This window comes from Stenotrophomonas sp. GW821-FHT01H02A, assembly GCF_059422145.1.
The window spans coordinates 129568-149345 of record NZ_JBWKWI010000002.1; the positions used below are offsets into that span (position 1 = coordinate 129568).

14 protein-coding genes are annotated in these 19778 nt (G+C 65.0%); 8 read left to right on the top strand and 6 right to left on the bottom strand.

The genetic code is table 11. From position 1 onward, the window contains the following. Nucleotides 1–55: 55 nt before the first annotated feature. Together AC07WC_RS03990 and AC07WC_RS03995 are read right to left on the bottom strand one after the other, a co-directional pair. Nucleotides 56–397: a ribonuclease E inhibitor RraB gene (locus tag AC07WC_RS03990; protein ID WP_495208859.1), complete on the bottom strand. Its 342-nt coding sequence runs from the start codon at nucleotides 395–397 to the stop codon at nucleotides 56–58. A gap of 114 nt (nucleotides 398–511) precedes the next feature. Continuing rightward, complete coding sequence (locus AC07WC_RS03995) at nucleotides 512–2116, bottom strand: transglycosylase SLT domain-containing protein (RefSeq protein ID WP_495208860.1); 1605 nt, start codon at nucleotides 2114–2116, stop codon at nucleotides 512–514. A 121-nt stretch (nucleotides 2117–2237) separates the two neighbouring features. Here AC07WC_RS03995 and AC07WC_RS04000 point away from each other — a divergent pair, with 121 nt between their 5' ends. Both AC07WC_RS04000 and greB read left to right on the top strand, forming a co-directional pair. Further along, nucleotides 2238–3743: a helicase HerA-like domain-containing protein gene (locus AC07WC_RS04000; RefSeq protein WP_495208861.1), complete on the top strand. Its 1506-nt coding sequence runs from the start codon at nucleotides 2238–2240 to the stop codon at nucleotides 3741–3743. A 55-nt stretch (nucleotides 3744–3798) separates the two neighbouring features. Beyond that, nucleotides 3799–4302, top strand: coding sequence for a transcription elongation factor GreB (gene greB, locus AC07WC_RS04005; protein WP_019182651.1), 504 nt, complete (start codon nucleotides 3799–3801; stop codon nucleotides 4300–4302). A 29-nt stretch (nucleotides 4303–4331) separates the two neighbouring features. Here greB and AC07WC_RS04010 read toward each other — a convergent pair whose 3' ends face one another. Both AC07WC_RS04010 and rimO read right to left on the bottom strand, forming a co-directional pair. Beyond that, the gene (locus AC07WC_RS04010) at nucleotides 4332–5162 is read right to left on the bottom strand and encodes a DUF3025 domain-containing protein (protein ID WP_495209104.1); all 831 of its coding nucleotides are present in this window, start codon (nucleotides 5160–5162) and stop codon (nucleotides 4332–4334) included. Next, the gene (rimO, locus tag AC07WC_RS04015; RefSeq protein ID WP_495208862.1) at nucleotides 5162–6526 is read right to left on the bottom strand and encodes a 30S ribosomal protein S12 methylthiotransferase RimO; all 1365 of its coding nucleotides are present in this window, start codon (nucleotides 6524–6526) and stop codon (nucleotides 5162–5164) included. Before rimO ends, AC07WC_RS04010 begins: the two co-directional genes overlap by 1 nt. A 204-nt stretch (nucleotides 6527–6730) precedes the next feature. Here rimO and AC07WC_RS04020 point away from each other — a divergent pair, with 204 nt between their 5' ends. From AC07WC_RS04020 to AC07WC_RS04030, 3 genes are read left to right on the top strand one after another with little or no spacing between them, the layout of a single operon-like run. Beyond that, nucleotides 6731–7408: a dienelactone hydrolase family protein gene (locus tag AC07WC_RS04020; RefSeq protein WP_495208863.1), complete on the top strand. Its 678-nt coding sequence runs from the start codon at nucleotides 6731–6733 to the stop codon at nucleotides 7406–7408. Beyond that, a complete protein-coding gene (locus tag AC07WC_RS04025; RefSeq protein ID WP_495208864.1) occupies nucleotides 7405–7827 on the top strand; it encodes an HIT domain-containing protein in 423 nt (140 codons plus the stop codon). The genes AC07WC_RS04020 and AC07WC_RS04025 overlap by 4 nt, the downstream gene beginning before the upstream one ends. Before the next feature lie 15 nt (nucleotides 7828–7842). Then, nucleotides 7843–8010 (top strand): LiaI-LiaF-like domain-containing protein, encoded by a 168-nt coding sequence (locus AC07WC_RS04030; RefSeq protein ID WP_019182647.1) that lies wholly within the window; start codon nucleotides 7843–7845, stop codon nucleotides 8008–8010. Nucleotides 8011–8222: 212 nt separating this feature from the next. Here the strand turns inward: AC07WC_RS04030 and dcd are convergent, their stop codons facing one another. Both dcd and apbC read right to left on the bottom strand, forming a co-directional pair. Beyond that, entirely contained in the window at nucleotides 8223–8795 is a 573-nt protein-coding gene (gene dcd, locus AC07WC_RS04035; protein ID WP_019182646.1) for a dCTP deaminase, read from the bottom strand. A 187-nt stretch (nucleotides 8796–8982) separates the two neighbouring features. Then, nucleotides 8983–9837, bottom strand: a complete 855-nt coding sequence (gene apbC, locus AC07WC_RS04040; protein WP_495208865.1) for an iron-sulfur cluster carrier protein ApbC — start codon at nucleotides 9835–9837, stop codon at nucleotides 8983–8985. Nucleotides 9838–10180: 343 nt separating this feature from the next. Here apbC and AC07WC_RS04045 point away from each other — a divergent pair, with 343 nt between their 5' ends. The 3 genes from AC07WC_RS04045 to AC07WC_RS04055 all read left to right on the top strand — a co-directional run bounded on the left by AC07WC_RS04045 (nucleotide 10181) and on the right by AC07WC_RS04055 (nucleotide 19568). After that, nucleotides 10181–13165, top strand: coding sequence for a TonB-dependent receptor plug domain-containing protein (locus tag AC07WC_RS04045; RefSeq protein WP_495208866.1), 2985 nt, complete (start codon nucleotides 10181–10183; stop codon nucleotides 13163–13165). Between the two features lie 369 nt (nucleotides 13166–13534). Further along, nucleotides 13535–16342: a TonB-dependent receptor domain-containing protein gene (locus AC07WC_RS04050; RefSeq protein WP_495208867.1), complete on the top strand. Its 2808-nt coding sequence runs from the start codon at nucleotides 13535–13537 to the stop codon at nucleotides 16340–16342. A 412-nt stretch (nucleotides 16343–16754) separates the two neighbouring features. Continuing rightward, nucleotides 16755–19568, top strand: a complete 2814-nt coding sequence (locus tag AC07WC_RS04055) for a TonB-dependent receptor plug domain-containing protein (RefSeq protein ID WP_495208868.1) — start codon at nucleotides 16755–16757, stop codon at nucleotides 19566–19568. The last annotated feature ends 210 nt before the right edge of the window (nucleotides 19569–19778 follow it).

Below are 19778 nucleotides of genomic sequence, written 5' to 3' on the forward strand. Positions count from 1 at the left end.
GCCCCGGTGTCCCGGGGCGTTTTTCGTTCTGTCCGGTTCGATCGGATCGCGCCGATCAGATCTCGACCGGGCCGACGTCCATGCCGTCGTAGTCTTCCACGCCGTTCGCTTCGGCCAGGGCCTGCAGCTCATGGTTGCGGGCATCGAGCGAGGCTTCGGTGTGGACCTCGGCGCGCTCCACGTGCAGCACGTGGTACGGGGCCTCGCCTTCTTCCAGGTCCGGCTCGAATACTTCCACCAGGGTGTAGCCGAGCTCGACCAGCTTCCCGCCCAGGCCGTGCAGCGGCTCCGGCGTGGTGTTGACGAAGAAGTACCCCCACAGCATCGGGCCGTTGAGGTCCCAATCGGTGTTTTCACGGATGTTGGCGAACATCTCGTTGATCGCGGTGATATCCATCTTGCTGTCCTGTATGCGTGTTGCGGTGAGCGCCGGCACGTGGCCGACCCTGCGATGGATGTGCTGGGCCGGGCGGCCGCAGGCGTGATGCCGGCGAGCCTACCCGGTTATCGCTTACTTGTCGCAGCCCTGCAGCTTGATGCTCTGGCCCTGCTTGAGCGAATAGGCCGGTGCCTTGAGGCCGTTGGCCCGGGCCAGGGTCGGCACGTCGCACTGGAACCTGGCGGCGATCTTGCCGAGGGTTTCGCCCTTGCCCACCTTGTAACTGCGGGCCGGCTTCGCCTTGGGCTTGGCGGCCGGGACGGCGACGGGCGCGGCCGGGGTCACCGCCGGCATGGCCTGGGCCTGGGCGACCGGGACCACGCTGCCCACCGCCACGTTGCCGGTGTAGCTGACCGCAGTGGGGCGCACGATCGCCGCATTGAGGTCGGCAGTGATCAGGGTGCGGGCCAGATCGGCGCGCGGACCGCTGACACAGAAGCGGTTGTACAGCCCGGCGATGCGGGTGGTCGCGTTGATGGTGGTACCGGCCGGAATCCAGCCATCGGCCTCGTAGCGCGGATTGAGGTTGCGCAGTGCGCGCATGTAGCCGTCACGGGTGCCGGTGCTGCCCAGGCAGATGGTCAGTTCATAGATCGTGGTCGATTTGGCCAGGCGGATGGTGGCCGGCTGTGCGCTGATCTTCGGGAACTCCACGCCGTACTGTTGCGGGTGCAGATAGATCCAGGCCGCGGCGATCACCATCGGCACGTAGTCCTTGGTCTCGCCCGGGAACTGGTTGTAGACGCTGTCGGTCCAGAAGCTCTGGCCCGGATACTGGCGGAACACGCGGATCGCACGGCCCTCACCGCCGTTGTAACCGGCCAGCGACAGCTCGACGCTGTTGTTGAGCTCGCGCATGCGTTCGTTGAGGTAGGTCGCGCTGGCCTCGGCCGCGCTGCGCGCATCAAAGCGGGTATCGAAGCCGGTGCCATCCGGGCCCAGCCCGAAACGGCGGCCGGTGGCCGGCATGAACTGCATCAGCCCCGCCGCGCCCGCACGCGAGGACGCATGCACGCGTCCGTTGGATTCCTTTGCCATGATACCGAACAGCAACGCTTCGGGCAGGCCACGCTTCTCCCATTCCGGCCACATCACCGCACGCAGGTTCTGGTAGTTCTCGTAGCTGGTGAGCAGCGCCGGGCGCATGTCGGTCAGCCAGCGGCGGATGCCCGCCTGCACGGCCGGGTTGTACTCGACCATGCTGTCGAAGGCGTGCCGCTTGTCATTGAGCAGCGCTGCGGCGCGGGCGGCTTCGGGCACGTCGGCAGCCAGCGGGCCGACATGGTCCGGGTCGGCCTCCAGCAGGGTGCCATCGGCGACGGCCATGCCGTCCTCGCTGTCCTGCTGGCTGTCGGCGTTGCTCTTGAGCAGGCGCTTGTAGGTCGGCAGCAGGTTGCTGACCTGGCAGCCCTTCTGGGCCACGCAGGCGCTGATCACGTCCTCCATGTCCTCCAGCGCGGCGTCGGCCTCGTTGGTGCCCTTTGGGTCGGCGTTGTTCACCAGTACCAGCGCGGCGTTGTAGCGCTTCTCGGCCGCCGTCATGCGCTGATCGAGCGCCTCCACCTTGGCCTTGTCGCGGGCGGAGACGCGCTGGGCATGGGCCTCGGGGACGAACGACAGCATCGCGGCGACCGCCAGCAACGGCCAACCACGGACAAGCAAGACAGGAACGGGCATTTTTGGCACTGTGTGCGAACGATGGGGCAGAGTAGCCGTGCCGCTTGCATCGGGGCAACCCGTCTGCCGGCCGGCCGATGCCGACGTTTAGAATCCCGCCTATTCACACAGCGAGTTGACCATGGATCCGATTCTGCTCGGCAAAGGCATCACCGACGATATCCCCGTGACCCTGCTGCCGAGGCTGGGCAACCGCCACGGTCTGGTCGCCGGCGCGACCGGCACCGGCAAGACCGTTACCCTGATGACGCTGGCCGAGGGCTTCTCGCGGATCGGCGTGCCGGTGTTCCTGGCAGACGTGAAGGGCGACGTGTCCGGCCTGGCCGTGCCCGGCACCGGCACCGAAGCGCTGCTGCAGCGTGCGATGCAGATCGGCGTGGCCAATTACGCCCCCGCTGCCAGCCCGACCATCTTCTGGGACCTGTACGGCAAGCTGGGCCACCCGGTGCGTACCACGGTGAGCGAGATGGGCCCGACCCTGCTGGCCCGCATCCTGGAACTCAACGACACCCAGGCCGGCGTGCTCGACATCGTGTTCAAGCTGGCCGACGACCGTGGCCTGCTGCTGCTCGATCTGGATGATCTGCGTGCCCTGCTCGGCCTGGTCGCCGAAGAGCGCAAGGACATTTCCACGGAGTACGGCCTGGTCAGCGCGCAGACGGTGGCTGCGATCCAACGCTCGTTGCTGCGCCTGTCGCAGGACGGCGGCGAAGCCTTCTTCGGCGAGCCAGCGCTGGAGCTGGCCGACATCATGCGCGTCAACCACGATGGCCGCGGCGTGATCGGCATCCTCGCCGCCGACCAGCTGGTGCTGAAGCCGCGCCTGTATTCGACCTTCCTGCTGTGGCTGCTCTCGGAGCTGTTCGAAACACTGCCGGAAGTGGGTGATCTGGAGAAGCCCAAGCTGGTCTTCATCTTCGACGAGGCGCACCTGCTGTTCGATGACGCCCCCCCGGCACTGGTCCAGCGCATCGAGCAGGTGGTCCGGCTGATCCGTTCCAAGGGCGTGGGCGTGTACTTCTGCTCGCAGTTCCCGGATGACGTGCCGGCCAACATCCTCGGCCAGCTCGGCAACCGCGTGCAGCACGCGCTCCGCGCGTTCACCCCGCGCGACCAGAAGGCCGTGAAGGTCGCCGCCGAAACCTTCGTGCCCAATCCGAAACTGGATGTGGCTGCAACGCTGGCCAAGCTGGGTACCGGCGAAGCGCTGGTCTCCACCCTGCAGGACAAGGGCATCCCCTCGCCCGTGCAGCAGACCCAGATCGCGCCGCCGCGCTGCCGGATGGGTGCGATCAGCGAGGCCGAACGTGCGCAGGTGCGTGCCGGCAGTCCGGTCGGCACCCGCTACGACACCGCGATCAACCGCGAATCGGCTGCGGAACGGCTGGCGCAGCGCGCGCAGAAGACCGTCGAACAGGCGGATGCGCCGAAGGCCCGTACGCGCCAGCAGGATGAGGCGCAGGAAGGCGGCTTCGGCCAGTCGATCAAGGATGCGATCTTCGGCACCAAGCGCCGCCAGGGCATGATCGAAACCATGGCCAAGCAGACCACGCGCACCGTCGGCACCAAGCTGGGCAACCAGATCGTGCGCGGCCTGCTCGGCGGCATTTTCGGCGGAAAGCGTTGATACTCCGTGTCGCGCCGGATGGCGCGGCACCTTTTGAAGAGCACAAGCAGACCTGATGTCGCGTTGGCGTCCCCCCGCGGAAAAAAGCACGGCCCTGATCACCGCACAGGGCCACCAGCGGCTGAAGACCGAACTGGATGAACTGTGGCGGCACAAGCGCCCGGAGGTGGTGAAGGCACTGGCCGCCGCCGCCGCGGAAGGCGACCGCTCCGAGAACGCCGAGTACACCTACCGCAAGAAGCAGCTGGGTGAGATCGACCGGCGCGTGCGCTATCTGACCAAGCGGCTGGAAGCGCTGCGCATCGTCGACACGGCCCCGACCGATCCGAACGCGGTGTTCTTCGGGGCGACGGTCGAACTGGAGAACGTCGACTCAGGCGACATCCACGTGTACCGCATCGTCGGCCCGGACGAGACCGATGCCGGTGCCGGCTGGATCAGCATCGATTCGCCCTTGGCCCGCGCGCTGCTGAAGAAGCGCGTGGACGATGAGTTCGAGGTGGAACTGCCCAGTGGCCGCCATGGGTTCGCGATCCTGTCGGTGGCGTATCCCGGCTGACGGCACGTGCATCCCCGCATGGCCTGGATCTACCGCAGCAGCGCGGGATAGACCCGTCCTTCGCGCAACGGCCGGAAGTACGCGGCCTGGCGGTAGAACGCCGCATCCTGCTGCGCGCGCCAGCCCGGTATCCCCGCCAGCGGCAACGGCCGCAGCTCCAGGGGATCGTTGAGCAGCGCACCGTCCGCGATGGCCTGCGCCACCGCCGCAACCACGGTGGCATCGTCATCGCCCGCCACCACCACGCACTTGCCGACCAGCAGGCGGTCCGGCAGCAGCGCCTGCTCCAGCAAGGCATGCCCGATCACCGCGGCGACGGCGATTGCACCACGGCACCACTGCCCTGCCCCGCCCTCGAACAGCGCTGTCCAGTCGTGCTGGTCCCACGCACGCAGCAATGCCGGATCGCGTACGCGCACGATCACGCCGGTTTCGTCGAACTGGGTCAGTGCGGCCTGCGCGCGGTTGCGCTGCCCCGGCGCCATTGCCGCGACGTGGCCGCACTGCTGCCGGTTGAGCGCGTGCTTGATCGATGGGTAGTGCGCCCAGATCAGCGCATTGAACAGGTCATGCCAGTTGTCCGCACGCGTGGCGATAAGGCCATGCTCGGCGATGCGCGTTTCATAGTGCAGGCCGTCGGCCAGCAACGCCTCGTCCTGCTCGGCCAGATGCTTGTCTGGCAACGCCAGGCGTGCGTCGAGCGCTGCGATGGAGGGCCAGTCGGGTGCCCCCATCAGATCCTGGGAGTCGCGCAGCCCGGCGTAGATCGGCTGCGCGAAGCAGGTCGCATCCACCGCGTTGCGCGGCGGTGCGATGAAGCGGCGTCGACCGCCAGTATCGGCAGTCGACGCCGATACGATCACAGCACCTGCAGATCGAACGGCTTGCGCGCTTCGGCGGCGAGGATCGCGTCGCCGAACAGATCGTGATCGTCGCTTTCGGTGATCTCGACATCGACGAACTGGCCCACGCGCAGCTTGGCTTCTTCCGCGTTCTGGATATGCACCAGACCGTCGATCTCCGGCGCATCGGCCTTCGAACGGGCCAACGCGATGCCGTCTTCGATGGCATCGACCAGGCACTGCTGCACGGTGCCGATCTTGGCCTCCAGGCGCGCGGCGGAAATCTCCGCCTGGCGTTCCATGAAGCGGGCCAGGCGCTCCTGCTTCACTTCTTCGGGCACCGCACCGGGCAGATCGTTGGCGGTCGCGCCGGTGACCGGCGAGTAAGCGAATGCACCGACGCGATCCAGCTGCGCCTCGTCCAGGAAGCTCAGCAGCTCGTCGAACTCGGCATCGGTCTCGCCCGGGAAGCCGACGATGAAGGTCGAACGCACGGTGATATCCGGGCAGAGCTGGCGCCAGCGCTGTACGCGCTCGAGCGTCTTGTCGACCGCGCCCGGGCGCTTCATCAGCTTGAGGATGCGCGGGCTGGCGTGCTGGAACGGGATGTCCAGATACGGCAGGATCCGGTTCTCGGCCATCAGCGGCACGATCTCGTCCACGTGCGGGTACGGGTAGACGTAATGCATGCGGGTCCACGCATCCAGCTCGGAGAGGCCTTCGCACAGCGCCTTCAAACGGGTCTGGTAGGCCTTGTCGCGCCACATGCGCTCGGCATACTTCACATCCACGCCATAGGCCGAGGTGTCCTGCGAGACCACCAGCAGTTCCTTGACGCCCCCGCGCACCAGCCGCTCGGCTTCGCGCAGCACCTCATCGACCGGGCGCGAGACCAGCTTGCCGCGCATCGAGGGGATGATGCAGAAGCTGCACTTATGGTTGCAGCCTTCGGAAATCTTCAGGTACGCGTAATGGCGCGGGGTCAGCTTGATGCCGTAGTCGGGCACCAGGTCCACGAAGGGATCGTGCTTGGGTGGCAGCGCGGCGTGCACGGCCTCCATCACGCTCATGTAGTCCTGCGGGCCCGACACCGCCAGCACGTTGGGGTAGGCCTCGCGGATCTGCTCCGGGCGCTTGCCCAGGCAGCCGGTGACGATCACCTTGCCGTTGGCGTTCATCGCCTCGCCGATCGCATCCAGCGACTCGGTCACGGCCGAATCGATGAAGCCGCACGTGTTGACCACCACCACGTCGGCCGAATCGTAGGAGGGAACGATGTCGTAGCCCTCGGACCGCAGCTGGGTGAGGATGCGCTCGGAATCGACAAGGGCCTTCGGGCAGCCAAGGCTGACGAAGCCGACTTTGGGGTTCAGCTGGGACATGGATCGCAAGGACTCTGGGGGCCTGGGCCCATGCCGGAATGGCGTGGGGACCTGGGGCCGGAAACGGCGGCAAGTATACCGGCGTTCAGCCCGCGCCCCTGAACCGGATCGGGCCGATCCCGCCAGATCCGGCACGCCCGCTGACATCCCGCTAACCCGCGCGGGGCCGATAATGAATGCCTGAACCAACGGGAGTCTCGCACCATGGGTGAGTGGATCACGCTCGATACGCATTACGGACCGGTCCGCGCCTGGCAGGCGAGCCCGGCAGGCAAGCCACGCGGGGGCCTGGTGGTGATCCAGGAAATCTTCGGTGCCAACCCGCACATCCGCGCGGTGGCCGACGATTACGCGGCCAAGGGCTACGCGGTGCTGGCGCCCTCGTTCTTCGACCTGGCCGAATCAGGCGCCGGCCAGGCGGAACCACCCGAACTGCCCTACGACAGCGACGGCGTTGCCGCTGGCCTGCAGATGGTCGACGAGCTCGGGGTCGAGAAGGCGCTGGAGATCGTCCGCGCGGCCGCCTCCCGGCTGGCTCCGGCCGGCAAGGTGGGCACGGTCGGCTACTGCTGGGGCGGCAGCATCGCCCTGCTCTCGGCGCTGCGCCTGGGCCTGCCTTCGGTCAGCTACTACGGCGCCCGCAACGTGAAATACCTCGATGAAGCGCCCAAGGCGCCGGTGATGTTCCACTTTGGCGCCCAGGACAAGAGCATCCCGCCGGAGGCGATCAAGGCCCATCGCGAAAAGCTGCCGCAGATGCCCACCTTCGTCTACCCGGCCGATCACGCCTTCAACCGCAGCGTCGGACATGCGTATGATCCAGACAGCGCCCACCTGGCGCTGGAACGCACCCTGGACTTCTTTGCGGAGCATCTTGGATGAGCGAGTTCGAACTGGATTCACGCCTGGCCACCGACAGCGTACTGGTAGCAGAAGGGCCGTTATCGCAAGTGCGATTGATGAACGATGAAAGGTATCCCTGGTTGATCCTGGTCCCGCGCCTGAGCGGCGTGACCGAGTGGATCGACCTGGATGGCGAGCAGCAGGACAAACTGCGGACCGAGTTGAACCGGGCGTGCAAGGCGCTCAAAGGCACTGATGGGGTCGAAAAGATCAACATCGGTTCGCTGGGCAACATCGTGCGCCAGCTGCATTTCCATGTGATCGGCCGCCATGTCGGCGACCCGGCGTGGCCCGGTCCGGTCTGGGGCCAGGGACAGGCGCACCGTTTCGATCCGGACGTGCTGGCCGAGCGTGTCGCGCACTGGAAGGAACGGCTAGGATATTCGCCCCAGCCCTAGCGGACCCTGCCCCTGATGCGTTCCAACCTTGTCGCCGCCATCGTCCTGATCCTCGTCGGCCTGTTCCTGCTGGCCAGCAACCTGGGCTGGACCAACATGAACATGGGAAAGCTGATCCTTACCTGGTGGCCGGTGGTGCTGGTGGCCGTTGGCATCGGCCTGCTGTTCGGCCGCGGCAAGTAGAGCGGACCGTTGGTCCGCTGCTTTTGGTCACCGCGCCGCACGTCGGACCAAGCCACAAAAAAAGCGCGGAGTACTCCGCGCTTTTTTTTTGGTCGCCCCTTGATGGGTAACGGTAACCGCAGAAGCAGCCGACCAACGGTCGGCTCTGCCGGGCGCGGACGCGGCAGCACGCCCGGGGATCGATCAGGTGCGCCGCGCCACCCGCGTGATCATCAGGTGCGCGGCAGGGTGACGCCGGTCTGGCCCTGGTACTTGCCGCCGCGGTCCTTGTACGAGGTCTCGCAGATGTCGTCCTTGTCGGCCTGGAAGAACAGCATCTGCGCCACGCCTTCATTGGCGTAGATGCGCGCCGGCAGCGGCGTGGTGTTGCTGAACTCCAGGGTCACGTGGCCTTCCCACTCCGGCTCCAGCGGGGTCACGTTGACGATGATGCCGCAGCGCGCGTAGGTACTCTTGCCCAGGCACACCACCAGGGTGTCGCGCGGGATGCGGAAATATTCCACGGTGCGGGCCAGCGCGAAGCTGTTGGGCGGAATGATGCACTCATCACCGACGATGTCCACGAAGCTGCCCGGATCGAAGTGCTTCGGGTCCACGATCGTGGAGTTGATGTTGGTGAACACCTTGAACTCGCGCGAGCAACGTACGTCGTAGCCGTAGCTGGAGGTGCCGTAGCTGACGATGCGCTGGCCGTTGGCCTGCTTGACCTGGCCGGCTTCGAACGGCTCGATCATGCCGTGCTGCTCGGCCATCTGACGGATCCAGCGGTCACTCTTGATGCTCATGGGGGGTCCTGGGTGCGAAAAGGAACAACGGCACCGCCAACGGGCGCCCGGATGTCGATTCTAAACAGCCACCCCGGTCGCGACCAGCGGCGATGCCCGCGGAATCGAGCCCCGCCGCCCGGCGCCGGAAACGAACAGGCCCGGCGGGTGCCGGGCCTGTGGATGCGCCTGCGCTGCGCGCCTGCACTCAGATCAGCGAGGACAGGATCGGGATGGCCGCCCGCGGCCGCTTGGCCACTTCTTCGATCAGGCGCTCTGCCGCACGCAGATACGCCTGCGCCGCCGGGGACGCCGGGGCAGCGGCGGTGATCGGCGTGCCGGCGTCACCCTGCTCGCGGATGCCGATCTCCAGCGGCAGCGATCCCAGCAGCGGCACCCCGTACTGGGCGGCCATGCGCTCGCCACCGCCCTCACCGAACAGGTGCTCGACCTGGCCACAGTTGCTGCAGGTATGCACGGCCATGTTCTCGACGATGCCCAGCACCGGCACCTCGACCTTCTCGAACATCTTCAGCGCCTTCTTCGCATCCAGCGTCGCGATGTCCTGCGGCGTGGTGACGATCACCGCGCCGGCCAGCGGGATCTTCTGGGTCAGGGTCAGCTGGATGTCACCGGTGCCCGGCGGCAGGTCGATCAGCAGGTAATCCAGGTCGTCCCACAGCGTGTCATTGAAGAACTGCGTCATCGCCGAGGTGGCCATCGGACCGCGCCAGATCATCGGCGTCTCGTCTTCGATCAGGTAGCCGATCGACATGGTCTCCACCCCGAACGCGCGCATCGGCTCGATCGACTTGTTGTCCGGACTCTCCGGGCGGCCGCTGAGGCCGAGCATGGCCGGCACGCTGGGGCCATAGATGTCCGCATCCAGCAGGCCCACGCGAGCGCCGAGGCTGGCCAGTGCGACCGCCAGGTTGACCGCCGTGGTGGACTTGCCGACGCCGCCTTTGCCAGAGCCCACGGCGATCACGTTGCGGACGCGCGGATGGGGCGACAGGCCCTTCTGCACCTGGCTGGCGTGGGGACGACGGGCGGAGCTGTTCACTGCGGACACCAGCTGGATCAGGAAGGGGAACCGCACATCATACAAGCACGCTCCCGGCGACGCCGACGGAAGCCCCCGCACGCACACGCCGCGCCCCCGGATGCCCAACGCCCACATTCAGCCAGTGGTCATACTGACCGACTTGGCAAAAGCAACGTAAGTCACTGCGCACACTCGAAAAAGGGCGCGAACCTGAAGTTTTCATCGCCCATTCATTTTAATGTAACAAATGAGACAAATTCCGTTAACCACATGTTAATTTCGATGGCAGGCAAGGCTTGCCTGAACACACACTCAACACGGAACGTTGTCGTCTTTCGGCCGTTCCGAGGGACGAAACGATTTGAAGATCTCGCACCACGGCGCTCCGGCGCGCAACACCCTGACCTCCGCACTGATCGCCAGCCTGGTGCTGGCCGCCTCCCCGGCGCTCGCCCAGGACGCCCCGGCGACCACCGAGCTGGACAAGGTCAGCGTCACCGGCTCCCGCATTGCCCGCACCGGCTTCGTGACCTCCTCCCCGGTCACCGCCATCACCGCTGAAGAAATCCGCCAGACCGGCGCATTGACCATCAGCGACCTGATGAACAAGATGCCGCAGCTCACGCCCTCGTTCACCCTGGGCAACTCCACGCGCTACATCGGTACCGCAGGTCTCGGCCTGATGGACCTGCGTGGCATGGGCTATGACCGCACCCTGGTGCTGGTCAACGGCCGCCGCCATGTCGGCGCCAACCCCGGCAGCACCGCCGTGGACGTCAATACCATCCCGGTGGAATGGATCGAACGCGTTGAAGTGATCACCGGTGGCGCCTCGGCGATCTACGGTGCCGATGCCGTGGCCGGCGTCGTCAACTTCATCATGAAAAAGGACTTCGAAGGCTTCGAGGCGCGCGCGCAGAAGGGCATCGCGGGCGAAGGCGGCTTCAACCGCTCCTTCGTCGCCTTGACCGGCGGCACGTCGTTCGCCGATGGCCGTGGCAACGTTGCCGTGGCGCTGGAATACAGCGAACAGGACCGCTTCGGCCGTGGCGACCGCTCGATCGGCCGGCAGTACGACGTCAGTGTCCCGAACCCGAATTACGACACCAGCCGTCCGCCCAGCCAGAGCAACCCGCAGACCGTGCTGGCCCGCCCGGGTGGCAACTACTCGACGTCCTACGGCGGCTCCTTCCAGATGGGCGGCGTCTTCAACTACCAGCGCCCGGAGACCTACGGTTACCGCTACCACTTCAATCCGGATGGCAGCTTCAGCCAGAACCGTTTTGATGGTCCGGTGGTCAGCCCGACCAGCTGCGTCAACTGCGATTTCACCGATCTCAACGCCGTGGCCGATCTGCAGCCGAAGTTCGACCGCATCAGCTTCAACACCGCGGCGCACTTCGATCTGAACGATCGCCACCGCCTGTTCTTCGAAGGCAAGTACACCAAGACCGAGTCGACCTTCTTCGGCCAGCCGACCTTCGATTCGTCGCTGCGCCTGCGTCGCGACAACGCCTATATGACTCCGGAGCTCGGTGCAGCGATGGACGCGGCGGGTGCCAGCACCCTGATCGTGAACCGCTTCAACGTCGATGCCGGCCGTCGTGGCGAAGAGGTCAAGCGTGAGACGCGTCGTGCCGTGTTCGGCGCCGAAGGCATGTTCGGCGACAACTGGAGCTACGAGGTTTCCGGCAACTACGGCGAGACCGAGATCAACCGCGTCAACGTCAACAACCGCTACAACGAGCGCTGGTTCGCCGGCCTGGACGCCGTACGCGCGCCTGACGGCCGCATTGTCTGCCGCATGGACCTGGATCCGGGCGCGCTCAACCCGCAGACCGGCGCTCCGTACCGCCGCGACCTGATGGGTGATGGCTGCATCCCCTTCAGCATCATGGGCAACGGTGCCGTCTCGCAGGAAGCGGCAGACTGGTTCAACGTGCGCTCGCAGTACCACGGCAAGCTGCAGCAGAGCGTGTTCGCCGCCTCGGTGGCCAATAACGCACTGTTCGCATTGCCGGCCGGCGATGTCGGCGTCGCGGCCGGTGTCGAGTACCGCAAGGAGAAGAGCACCGAGCGCACCGATCCACTGGCCGCGCAGGGCCTGACCTTCCTCAACGCCATTGCCGGCGGCGGCGGTTCCTACGACGTCAAGGAAGTGTTCGTCGAAACCAACGTCCCGCTGCTGGCCGACATCCCGGGCATCAACCGCCTGTCGCTGGATCTGGCCGGTCGCTACTCGGACTACAACACGATCGGCTCGACCAAGACCTGGAACGTGGGCCTGGACTGGGAAGTGATGCCCTCGCTGCGCGTCCGCGGCACGGTCGCCAAGGCGATCCGCGCCCCGAACATCGCCGAACTGTACGACGAGCAGTCGCAGAACTTCGCGGTCATCAACGACCCCTGCAACACCAATGCGACCAACCCCAACCGTCCGGCCACGGCGGGCGACCCGGCACTGCGTGCGGCCAACTGCGCGGCCATGGGCGTGCCGGCTGACTGGGTCGACTCGTACAGCGCCAACCGCCCTGGCCTCAGCGGCGGCAATCCGAACCTGAAGCCGGAGCAGGCCGACTCGTCCTCGATCGGCTTCGTCTGGCAGCCGGAGTTCTTCGAAGGCTTCGGCATGTCGGTCGATTACTGGCGCATCACCCTGAAGGATGCGATCGGCTCGGTCAGCGCACAGAACCTGGCCACCCGCTGCGTCGATTCGCCGGCAGGCGTGAACAACGTGTTCTGCGCGATGATCAAGCGTGCACCGGCAGGCGGCACCATCGGCTCCAACGGCGCCGAGTTCCCGGAACACAGCATCTACGACTGGACCGCGATCACCGAGAACCTGGCCAAGAGCCGTCGTACCGGCGTGGACGTGGAGTTGAACTACGACTTCGGCATGGCGGGTGGCCACACCAACCTGCGCCTGGTCGGCACCCGCCTGCTGGAGTCGCGTGAGTGGGAGTTCCAGGACTTCCCGAACGAGTACAAAGAGCGCTCCAACTACGTGACCGACCCGCGCTGGCGCGGTCAGTTCACGGCCAAGTACACGCTCAACAACTTCCGCGCCAGCTGGGACATGGTGTACATCCACAAGAACCTGCGCGTCTTCCCGGAGAGCTACAACAGCAACCCGGGCTCGCAGAGTCCGATCTGGAACCCCTCGATGACCTACCACAACCTGCAGGTGGGCTACACCATGGCCGACTCGGGCGTGGAGGTGTACCTGGGCGTGGACAACGTGTTCGACAAGAACCCGCCGGTCAACTACTTCGGTTCCGACGTCGGCAGCGCGTACTACGACAACATCGGTCGCTTCATGTACATGGGCGTGAACTACAAGTTCTGATCCATCCACAGCGTCACCCCCAACAAGCCCGGCACCCGCCGGGCTTGTTCCGTTCTGGCGCAGCGGACCCGGGCGGGACTACCGGCAAGGCGTCGAGCGGGTCCAAACGGGAATCGTTTTCAGTCGCAAATATTCAGGCGGGAGTCATTCGCCGCGAAGTTACATTTTGATACATTTCAATACATGATTGATTTAAAAGCGTTTTATAAGAAAAACCAACGCTCATGTCGGATCGTCATGTGACCAGAACGTGTAAGCCTTGTTAAGCCCGTGTTACGTTCGATGACGAAGCAAGGAAGGCTTCTGCACCTCGTGCAAGCGCTCCCATGGATGGCCTCAACCACGTCGACACCGCACTCGGGGATGCCCATGTCTCGCTACCGCTCCACTCTGTCTCGCCACCCGCTGACCGCCGCCGTACTGACCGGCATGCTGCTGACCAGCGCCGTCACCGCCTTCGCCCAGGACACCGGCACCACCAACCTGGACAAGGTCACCGTCACCGGTTCGCTGATCCCGCAGACCGAGATCGAAACCCATACCCCGGTGGTGACCATCACCGCCGAAGACATCCAGACCCGCGGCTTCACCAGCGTGGCCGATGTGCTGCAGCAGTCCTCGCTGACCACCGGCGGCCTGCAGGGCGGCCAGACCTCCGCCTCGTTCACCCAGGGCGCTGAAGCGGCCGGCATGTTCGGCCTGAGCCCGAGTTACACCAAGTACCTGATCAACGGGCGCCCGATGCTGTCCTACCCCGCCCTGTACAACGGCGGCGACACCTTCAACAACATCAGCGGCATCCCGATCGACATCGTCGAGCGCATCGAAATCCTGCCGGGTGGCCAGTCCTCCCTGTACGGCTCGGACGCGATCGCCGGCGTGGTCAACATCATCCTCAAAGAGCGGATGGACGGCAGCGTGCTCAATGTACGCGGCGGCACCTACACCGAAGGCGGCGGCAGCACCTTCCGCGTCAGCGGCGCGACCGGCTTCAACAGCGCCGATGACCGCCTCAACGTGCTGGTCAATGCCCAGTTCGAGTCGAGCAATCCGATCTGGGGCTACCAGCGCGACGTCACCAAGACCACCAATGGCAAGGGCTATACCGCCCAGGTGCCGACCAATGACTTCCTGGTCGTCAACCCGGCCGCGGGCAACGCCTACCTGATGATGGACCCGAACCTGTGCGCCAACGTCGCCGGCCAGTTCGGCGGCACCACGGTGCTCGGCACGCGTGCGGCCGGCCAGTCCTGCGGCTCGATCTACAGCCCGGGCTACAAGACCGTCAAGAACGGCAAGGACAGCGCGCAGCTCTACAGTTCGTTCACCTTCGACGCGAATGACAGCCTGCAGCTGTTCGGTGACGTGCTCTACAGCTACGAGGACGTGAAGTACGCCACCGGCTCCAACTACACCTGGTGGGGCACCGCCTCCGGCTACGGTCGCTTCTGGGACCAGACCAGCGGCCAGTGGATGAACCTGCAGCGCGCGTTCGCCCCCGAAGACATCGGCGCCAACGGTTACAAGGACATCCTCAATACCGACCGCAACAAGGCTTACCAGGTCACCCTGGGTGGCCGCGGCACGCTGGGCAACTGGGATTACAGCGCCAGCTTCACCCGCGGCGAGTACAAGCTGACCGAGCGCAACTTCGTGCGCTGGGCCGATCCGATCAACAACTACTTCGAAGAACACGTGCTGGGCCCGCAGCTGGGCACCCGCAGCGGCTACGCGGTGTTCGCGCCGAACTGGGAAGCCTTCTACGCGCCGATCCCGGCCGGCGACTTCGCCACCTTCACCGGTTACACGGAGAGCCAGAGCCGCACCTGGCAGAACCTGGGCCGCTTCCAGCTCACCAACGGCACGCTGTTCTCGCTGCCGGGCGGTGATGCCGGTTTCGCCGTGGTTGCCGAGGCCGGCAGCGAAGGCTGGGATTACACCCCGGACGAGCGCCTGATGGATGGCAGCGTGTGGGGCACCACCGCGGTCGCCGGTGCCGGCCATCGCAGCAATTACTCGCTGACCTCCGAGCTGCGCCTGCCGCTGCTCGACTCGCTGACGGTCACCGGCTCGGGCCGCTATGACGCCTTCAAGATCGGTGACAGCACCGTCGACAAGGCGACCTACAGCGTCGGCGTCGAATTCCGCCCGATCGAGAGCCTGCTGTTCCGCGGCAAGTACGGCACCGCGTTCCGCGCGCCCAGCCTGTCCGATGCTTTCCAGGGCCTGAGCGGCTATTACGCCAACGGCGCCACCGACTACTACCGTTGCGGCCTGGCAGGCTACGCTCCGACCGATACCACCGGTTGCGCCTATGACAGCGTCTCGGTGTTCGGCCAGCGTGCCGGCAACCCGGACCTGGAGCCGATCACCGCCGATGTGTGGAATGCCGGCGTGGTCTGGGCACCGTTGAACAACCTGTCCTTCTCGGTCGATTACTACAACTGGAAGATCAAGAACGAAGTCGACACGCTGAGTTCGGACCAGCTGCTGCTGGCCGAGTACTACTGCCGCAACGGCCTGGTCAACAACACCTCGGCCAGCTGCGACAACGTCAACGAGTGGATCACCCGTGATGCGTCCGGTGTGCTGGACGAGATCTACACCCCGAAGATGAACGTGGCCAGCCAGAACCTGCAGGCCATCACCGCCAGTGCCAAGTACGTGCAGGAACTGGGTCGTTTCGGTGCGCTGCAGTTCTCCACCAACTACACCAACATGATCAAGCGCGAGCTGCAGCCGCAGCCGGGCGATGAGTACCTGGACCTGCTGCGCGACCCGTACAACATGTGGATCTACGACTCCTACGCCAAGGTGCGCGCCGATGGCTCGCTGGCCTGGGCACTGGACAAGTGGACCACCACGCTGTACTTCAACTACGTCGGCAAGACCCCGAACTACCTGGCCTACGCCGGCAACGGCTATGACTACGTGCATCCCTCGGGCGCCAAGGCTGGCAAGTGGGGTTCGTACACCACCTACAACCTGAGCGTGAACTACCGGGCGGCGGAGAACATGACCTTCTCGGTCATGGTCAACAACGTGTTCAACAAGATGCCCGACAACCAGGCGAGCAACTACCCGGGCACCTCGGGCACGCCGTACAACAATTACTTCTACAACATCTACGGCCGTGCCGTGTATGTGCAGGCCAAGTATGAGTTTGGCGGAAAGTAACACCGTCACCGTCGAACGTTGACATCAGAAAGCCCCGCCGCAAGGCGGGGCTTTTTTTTGCATGCAGCGGCGACGGATTTCGGAATGCGATCGCCCTTTTAATCTCACTTGTTAATAAATGACATATTCAGCAATCACCCGTGGCGGAATATAAATAAAAATTCATGTTCGCCCAGCCCATTGTTTTTCAACATCTTTCCACGGGGCCTTGTTACTGGTGCTGATCGCTCGTGACCATTCAGCGTAATTCACGTTAAGCCTGTGTTACGTTCGCCGCACGCCGGTACCGACTGAACGCAGAATGAAACTACCAAGGACGGCCACGCAGGCCTGATACCGGAACGTTGTTGAACGCAGTCAAGACGTCCCACGGAAGGGAAAGCCACGACATCACCACTACACGGGGTTGCACATGTCTCGCCAAGGTAATCCGATCTCGCGTCACCCGCTTGCCGCCGCCGTCCTCACCGGCCTGCTGCTCACCAGCGCCTCCGTCTTCGCGCAGGACAACGCCGCCACCAATCTCGACCGCGTCACCGTCACCGGATCGCTGATCCCGCAGACCCAGATCGAGAACCACACGCCGGTCCTGACCGTCACCGCGGAAGACATCCAGACCCGCGGCTTCACCAGCATTTCCGAGGTCCTGCAGCAGTCATCGCTGACCACCGGCGGCCTGCAGGGCGGCCAGACGGCCGCATCGTTCACCCAGGGTGCCGAAGCAGCCGGCATGTTCGGCCTGGATCCGGGCTACACCAAGTACCTGATCAATGGTCGGCCGATGCTGCAGTACCCGGCGCTGTACAACGGCAGCGACGCGTTCAACAACCTCAGCGGCATTCCGATCGACATCGTCGAGCGCATCGAGATCCTGCCCGGCGGCCAGTCTTCGCTGTACGGCTCGGACGCGATCGCCGGCGTGGTCAACATCATCCTCAAGGAGCGCATGGATGGCGGCGTGCTCAACGTGCGCGGCGGCGCCACCACCGAAGGCGGCGGCAACAACATCCGGGTCAGCGGTGCCAAGGGCTTCAACAGCGCCGATGACCGCTTCAATGCGCTGGTCAACGTGCAGTATGAAAAGAGCAACCCGATCTGGGGCTACCAGCGCGACCTGACCCGCACCAACAACCGCGTCGGTTACAGCGCGCAGGTCCCGGCCAACGATTTCCTGGTCTACCTGCCGGCCGACAACAATGCGTTCGTGATGATGGATCCGACCCGCTGCGCCAGCGTGGCCGGCCAGTTCGGCGGCACCACCGTGCTCGGCACCCGCGCCGCCGGCGAGTCCTGCGGTTCGGCCTACGGCGCCGGCTACCGCACGCTGAAGAACGACAAGGAAAGCAGCCAGTTCTACAGCTCGCTGACGTTCGATGTGAACGACAACTTCACCCTGTTCGCCGATGCGCTGTACAGCCTGGAAGAGGTCAAGTACACGCCGGGTTCGGGCTATACGTTCTGGGGCAGTGACCTGAGCTTCGGCGCGTTCTATGACCAGGACACCGATCAGTACATGAACCTGCAGCGCGCGTTCGCGCCGGAGGACATCGGACCGAACGGCTACAAGGACATCCTCAACACCGATCGCAACAAGGCCTACCAGGTCACCCTGGGCGGACGTGGCACGTTCGGCAACTGGGACTACAGCGCCAGCTTCAGCCGCGGCGAGTACAAGCTGACCGAGCGTGGCTTCGTGCGCTGGGCCGATGACATCGACAGCTACTTCGAAAACCGCGTGCTCGGCCCGGTACTGGGCACCACCGACGACGGCTACAACATCTACAGCCCGAACTGGGGCGCGTTCTATTCGCAGCTGCCGGCCGGTGATTTCCAGAGCTTCACCGGTTACACCTACAACCAGAGCAAGACCTGGCAGAACCTGGGCCGTTTCCAGATCACCAACGGCTCGCTGTTCACCCTGCCCGGTGGCGATGCCGGTTTCGCCGTGGTCGCCGAAGCCGGCAGCGAAGGCTGGGACTACCGCCCGGACGAGCGTCTGATGGACGGCAGCGTGTGGGGCACCACCTCGGTGGCCGGCAATGGCCACCGCAGCAACTACGCGGTGACCTCAGAACTGCGCCTGCCGTTGCTCGAGTCGCTGACCGTCACCGGTTCGGGCCGCTATGACGCCTACAAGATCGCCGACAACACCGTCGACAAGGCTACTTATAGTGTCGGCGTGGAGTTCCGTCCGATCGAGAGCCTGCTGTTCCGCGGCAAGTACGGCACCGCGTTCCGTGCGCCCACCCTGCCCGATGCCTTCCAGGGCGAGAGCGGCTACTACGCCAATGGCGCGGTCGATTACTACCGTTGCGGCCAGCTCGGCTTCGCACCGGCCGACACCCTGCGCTGCCCGTACGGCAACGAGTCGGTGTTCGGCGTGCAGGCCGGCAACACCGAACTGGAGCCGATCACCGCCGATGTCTGGAATGCCGGCGTGGTCTGGGCACCGATGAACAATCTGTCGGTCTCGGTGGACTACTACAACTGGAAGATCGACAACGAAGTCGACACCCTGAGCTCGGACCAGCTGCTGCGCGCGGAATACTACTGCCGCAATGGCCAGGACAACCCGACCTCGGCCAGCTGCGACAACGTCAACGAGTGGATCACCCGCGATGCGGCCGGCAACATCGAGCAGATCTTCACGCCCAAGCTCAACGTCGCCCGCCAGAACCTGCAGGCCGTCACGGCCAGCTTCAAGTACGTGCAGGACATCGGCCGCTTCGGTTCGCTGCAGTTCGCCAGCAACTACACCAACATCCTCAAGCGTGAGCTGCAGCCGCAGCCCGGGGATGGTTACCTGGACCTGCTGCGTGACCCGTATGCGATGTGGTACTACGACGCCTACGCCAAGGTCCGTACCGATGGCTCGGTGGGCTGGGCCAAGGATCGTTGGACCACCACGATGTACTTCAACTACATCGGCAAGACGCCCAACTACATGTCCTACCTGGGCGAGAGTTTCGATTACGTCCACTCGTCCGGTTACAAGGCCGGCAAGTGGGGCTCGTACACCACCTACAACCTGAGCGTGAACTACCGGGCGCTGGACAACCTGACCCTCTCGCTGATGGTCAACAACGTGTTCAACAAGATGCCCGACGGCCACGCCCACAGCTACGCCGGCAACGTCGCCTCGCCGTACAACAGCAGCATCTACAACCCGTACGGTCGGGCGGTGTACGTGCAGGCCAAGTACGATTTCGGCACCAAGTCCAACTAAGCCGTCTCCGGGATGAGCCCCCAGCCCCGCCGCAAGGCGGGGCTTTTGCTTGGCCGTCGCCGGGCCGGGACCCTGCCCGCGATTGACCGGATCAGGCCTCTTGCCATCGGCCATGACCTTCGACACCCTTGCAGGCCGGGCCGGCGGCGTATCGTCTGGCCCACAGGCCTGCAAGGGCCATTCCTGCATGACTTTCCGGCCTGGAGGCCA